Source organism: Aeromonas sp. QDB56, assembly GCF_027705505.1.
GTDB lineage: Bacteria > Pseudomonadota > Gammaproteobacteria > Enterobacterales > Aeromonadaceae > Aeromonas > Aeromonas caviae.
In genome coordinates this window covers 1-4,107 of sequence record NZ_JAPDBZ010000213.1, presented here as the reverse complement: position 1 = coordinate 4,107, position 4,107 = coordinate 1, and the positions used below count along the sequence as shown (strand labels likewise).

Below are 4,107 nucleotides of genomic sequence, written 5' to 3'. Positions count from 1 at the left end.
ACCAGCGGGGCTGACGCCCCGGCGAAATTCCCCTCCCACCTACGTCGGAGGGAGTCCCCTTTCGCATTTAAGATGGTCTCGGGGCAACCATGAATTTTGCAGCATCAACCTCGAATCGGCTGACCCCGATCTGCTGCAGGTAGAGCACCAGGGTATCGAGCTTGCGAAAGACCCTGAGTTGCTTGCTACGTTGGGCGGCCAGGGCGCGTTCGGCCAGGCCGTAGCGCACCAGCAGGGTCCAGCCGCCAGGTTGTCCGACCGCGACAACGACGCGCACAGCACCGGCCGCCACCAGTTGCACCAGGGTGGGATGAGTGATGGTTTTCATGGAATGCTCCGACACAAGGGATAGTGCGGCGCAGAATGGGAGATAACGCCCTGCAAAACAAGCCATCTTGCAGGCTGATAGGCAGCAAAAAGGGGCTTGGATTTACCATAAGCCCCCCTTATGCGCGGTAATGGTGTATCGTGCACGGCGCTGGATGCGCCCGTGATGCCCAAATTATCGAGTTGTTCGCAAGCCTCCGCTCACCCAATCGATACAGCCTATCTGGAAAGCTTCAACCTCAATGGCCAAGGGAAGGTCGCAAATCGTAATGAAATGCCAACAGGAACTAAGACCATGAACCGCACTTTTTGGAACAAGCCACATATTCGTCGATGGGCCATATTTGCCCTGCTGCCCCTGTTGGCCGCTACCTTGCCACTACTGCTAGAGGCGAGCTATCGCGCCTACCTGAACCTTGGAACCCATTTCAACAAAGGGGAAGGGCTGTTTATCTGCGCTATCTTCTATTTTATCGCCCTGCGGGTACGCAGTCGCGGGTTCAACATCATCACAGCAGCGCTGTTTTTCTACTTCATTTTCAGCCAACTCGCCCACCTCGGGATCTATCACTCCTGGCTCTCACCAACCGAAATTTTGCTCTTTTTCGAAGAGTTTTCTGAGGTCTATCGCACCGGTATCACCATGCTACCCAGCTTGCTATTACCGCTGCTGATCGCTCTGCTCTCTTTGTTACCTATTGTGCTACTACGTCATGCCACCATGCCAAAAAGCGACAGCCGCCGCTTGATCGCCTTTTTTTCGTTAATCTTGATTGCCCCGGTAATTCAATCCGCTCTTGCCAAGAGCAAGAGTGAAGATGCTCCCCATCTACGCTACTCAGCACTGCGATCAGCCATTCAAACCTCGTCAATATTCCTAGGTAAAACGGTTCCCGACCAACTAAGCGGTCAAAGTAATGTGGATAAATATGTAAAAGAGGCCCCCTCCATCCAGACTGGAGCAGAGCAGAGCAGAGTTATTATTCTGATAATGGGTGAAAGTCAGAACATCGATAACATGTCAGCATTTGGCTACAAACTCGACACGACCCCCTACTTGCGCGAGCATTCCAACGAGGGAGTATTGAAGAAAACTGATCACAACCATTTAAGTTGGAAACTGGCAGATCAAAGTATTCAATGAGTTAACGATACCAAATGTGACATTTAAGTTGGAAACTCAAAAGTAATACTACATCTGCTCCGTGAGCAAACAGGACATTTAAGTTGGAAAACAGGCTCTATTTGACGTGATGGGGAGGGTGCGAACAAATCCTTGACACGAGATCATCAGATTTTCTTAGTACCATGGATGAGAACCAACGTGAGCCATCAACTGACCTTCGCTGACTACGAGTTCAATGGCAAACACCGCCAGACCCGCAAAGAAATCCCCCTCTTGTTCGGATCTCCCTAATTTATCAAAGGCTATGCACATACACATTTTCAAGAATATTTGTCGCGTGAAAAATAAAAATCACTGGCGATAGATTTAAAATTACTACCGTTAGTACTGCCCCATAGACAGCATCATTTATTATTACCCTGGATGGACATATATTTTTCATCTAATTGTGCAGAGAATCCAACTATTAATGATTTCAGCCCGAAATGGAAGGCCGTTTCAGCAGTGGTTCTCGTCTGAACATTAAATGCCTCCTGTAATAATGGTGGCACAGCGTCCATCACTGTATTGTATTCTGTCGGGTTTGTGGCTTGCTCTTCCAATACTGCACCCAGCGTAAAATGGCTGATAGATTGCAGAATGAAAAGAGCCTCCTCGACCGAAAACCCTGCATCGCATAGACAGCGTAGTTGCGCCTCTGCTTGTTCAAACTGGGGGGGCGTAGGAGAGGTCCCTATATGCAATCGGGCTCCATCACGATGGACCAATAATGCTTTACGGAAACTCAGAGCATTTTCCTGGAGAAACTGCTGCCAACTCTCAGTCGGTAACGGTACTGAACGGGTGTGATGCTTCACCAGTATTGCCTCTGAAAGCATGTTCATAAGGGTCTGCTTGTTGCGCACGTGCCAATACAGAGTCGGTTGCTCAATTTTGAGGGACTGCGCCAGCTTACGCGTAGTCAGGCCCTCTAGCCCCTCTCTGTCCAGCAGGGTGAGCGCCATTGAAATTACGTCGTCCAAGCTTAGTCGTGCCATCACTATCTCCTTTCGCTGTTGACAATCTATCACTGATAGAGTTACTTTTCAAACCCTATCACCGATAGAGAGCGTTAACTATGAACCGCACTGTGATGATGGCACTGGTCATCATTTTTTTAGATGCCATGGGGATTGGCATAATTATGCCTGTCTTACCGGCGTTATTACGGGAGTTTGTTGGAAAGGCTAATGTTGCGGAGAACTACGGTGTTTTATTGGCGCTGTATGCAATGATGCAAGTGATTTTTGCCCCTCTTCTCGGCCGCTGGTCAGATCGCATAGGTCGTCGCCCTGTATTATTACTTTCACTTTTAGGTGCAACACTGGACTACGCATTAATGGCAACAGCCAGCGTAGTGTGGGTGTTGTATCTGGGACGCTTAATTGCTGGTATTACCGGTGCGACTGGAGCTGTTGCAGCCTCAACAATTGCCGATGTCACACCTGAGGAATCCAGGACACATTGGTTTGGTATGATGGGTGCCTGTTTTGGTGGCGGTATGATTGCTGGACCAGTCATTGGTGGTTTTGCAGGTCAACTTTCGGTACAGGCACCGTTTATGTTCGCTGCTGCTATTAACGGGCTGGCATTTCTGGTCTCCCTATTCATTTTACATGAGACCCATAATGCTAATCAGGTTAGTGACGAGATAAAGAATGAAACAATCAATGAAACCACATCCTCCATACGCGAGATGATCTCCCCATTATCGGGATTGCTAGTTGTCTTTTTCATCATTCAATTGATTGGCCAAATCCCTGCAACATTATGGGTTTTATTCGGAGAAGAGCGCTTCGTATGGGATGGCGTAATGGTCGGTGTTTCATTGGCTGTGTTTGGGCTTACACACGCACTGTTTCAAGGACTTGCTGCTGGTTTTATCGCTAAACATTTGGGAGATCAGAAAGCTATCGTGGTTGGCATCTTGGCTGATGGCTGTGGCCTACTTTTATTGGCAGTCATTACGCAAAGCTGGATGGTTTGGCCAGTTGTGCTGTTACTCGCTTGTGGTGGCATAACTCTTCCCGCTTTGCAGGGAATTATATCTGTTCGTGTCGGTCAGGTAGCACAAGGACAATTGCAAGGGTTGCTGACCAGTTTGACACACCTCACGGGTGTAATCGGTCCACTTATTTTTGCATTTTTGTATAGTGCAACCCACGAATCTTGGAATGGTTGGGTGTGGATAGTTGGATGCGGATTGTATGTAGTTGCACTGACTATACTGAGGTTTTTCTATCCCGGCAGGGCTGCCCACCCGAAAAATCAGAGCAATTCACAGCCATTTCTTTAAATGGTAATGGTAACTGTATGCCCCCAATTCCTAGACGTGAAACCGACCGTTGCACAGCATCAGAAATTGTGAATGTAGCACATTGGACTACTACGAGAACCTACAATGCAAGCCATACTATTTGAGTAGTATTAACGCTACTCCATAACGACTGTCGCCATACTGAAAGTATGGTAAACAGAATAAAGAACTGTCTTCCACAATTGCAAGCCACCATGCCAATCTGTCAGCGCATAATGCCCATTCATATACAGGACCTTAAGAAAACACTTCATTTGAAATTCCTTCTAAGGTCCTGTTCTGTATCGATTTTCGCTGC

At 48.0% G+C, this 4,107-nt stretch carries 4 protein-coding genes; 2 read left to right on the top strand and 2 right to left on the bottom strand.

The window, feature by feature from the left end:
- Positions 1–67 precede the first annotated feature (67 nt).
- A complete protein-coding gene (locus OKB81_RS19595) occupies positions 68–328 on the bottom strand; it encodes a hypothetical protein (protein ID WP_005323888.1) in 261 nt (86 codons plus the stop codon).
- Positions 329–490: 162 nt separating this feature from the next.
- On the opposite strand from OKB81_RS19595, the gene OKB81_RS19590 reads away from it, so the two are divergent.
- Entirely contained in the window at positions 491–1,471 is a 981-nt protein-coding gene (locus OKB81_RS19590; protein WP_139743098.1) for a hypothetical protein, read from the top strand.
- 386 nt (positions 1,472–1,857) lie between these two features.
- Here the strand turns inward: OKB81_RS19590 and OKB81_RS19585 are convergent, their stop codons facing one another.
- Entirely contained in the window at positions 1,858–2,490 is a 633-nt protein-coding gene (locus tag OKB81_RS19585) for a tetracycline resistance transcriptional repressor TetR(E) (protein ID WP_017411289.1), read from the bottom strand.
- 80 nt (positions 2,491–2,570) lie between these two features.
- Between OKB81_RS19585 and tet(E) the strand changes: the two genes are divergently transcribed.
- Positions 2,571–3,788 (top strand): tetracycline efflux MFS transporter Tet(E), encoded by a 1,218-nt coding sequence (tet(E), locus tag OKB81_RS19580; RefSeq protein WP_017411290.1) that lies wholly within the window; start codon positions 2,571–2,573, stop codon positions 3,786–3,788.
- The last annotated feature ends 319 nt before the right edge of the window (positions 3,789–4,107 follow it).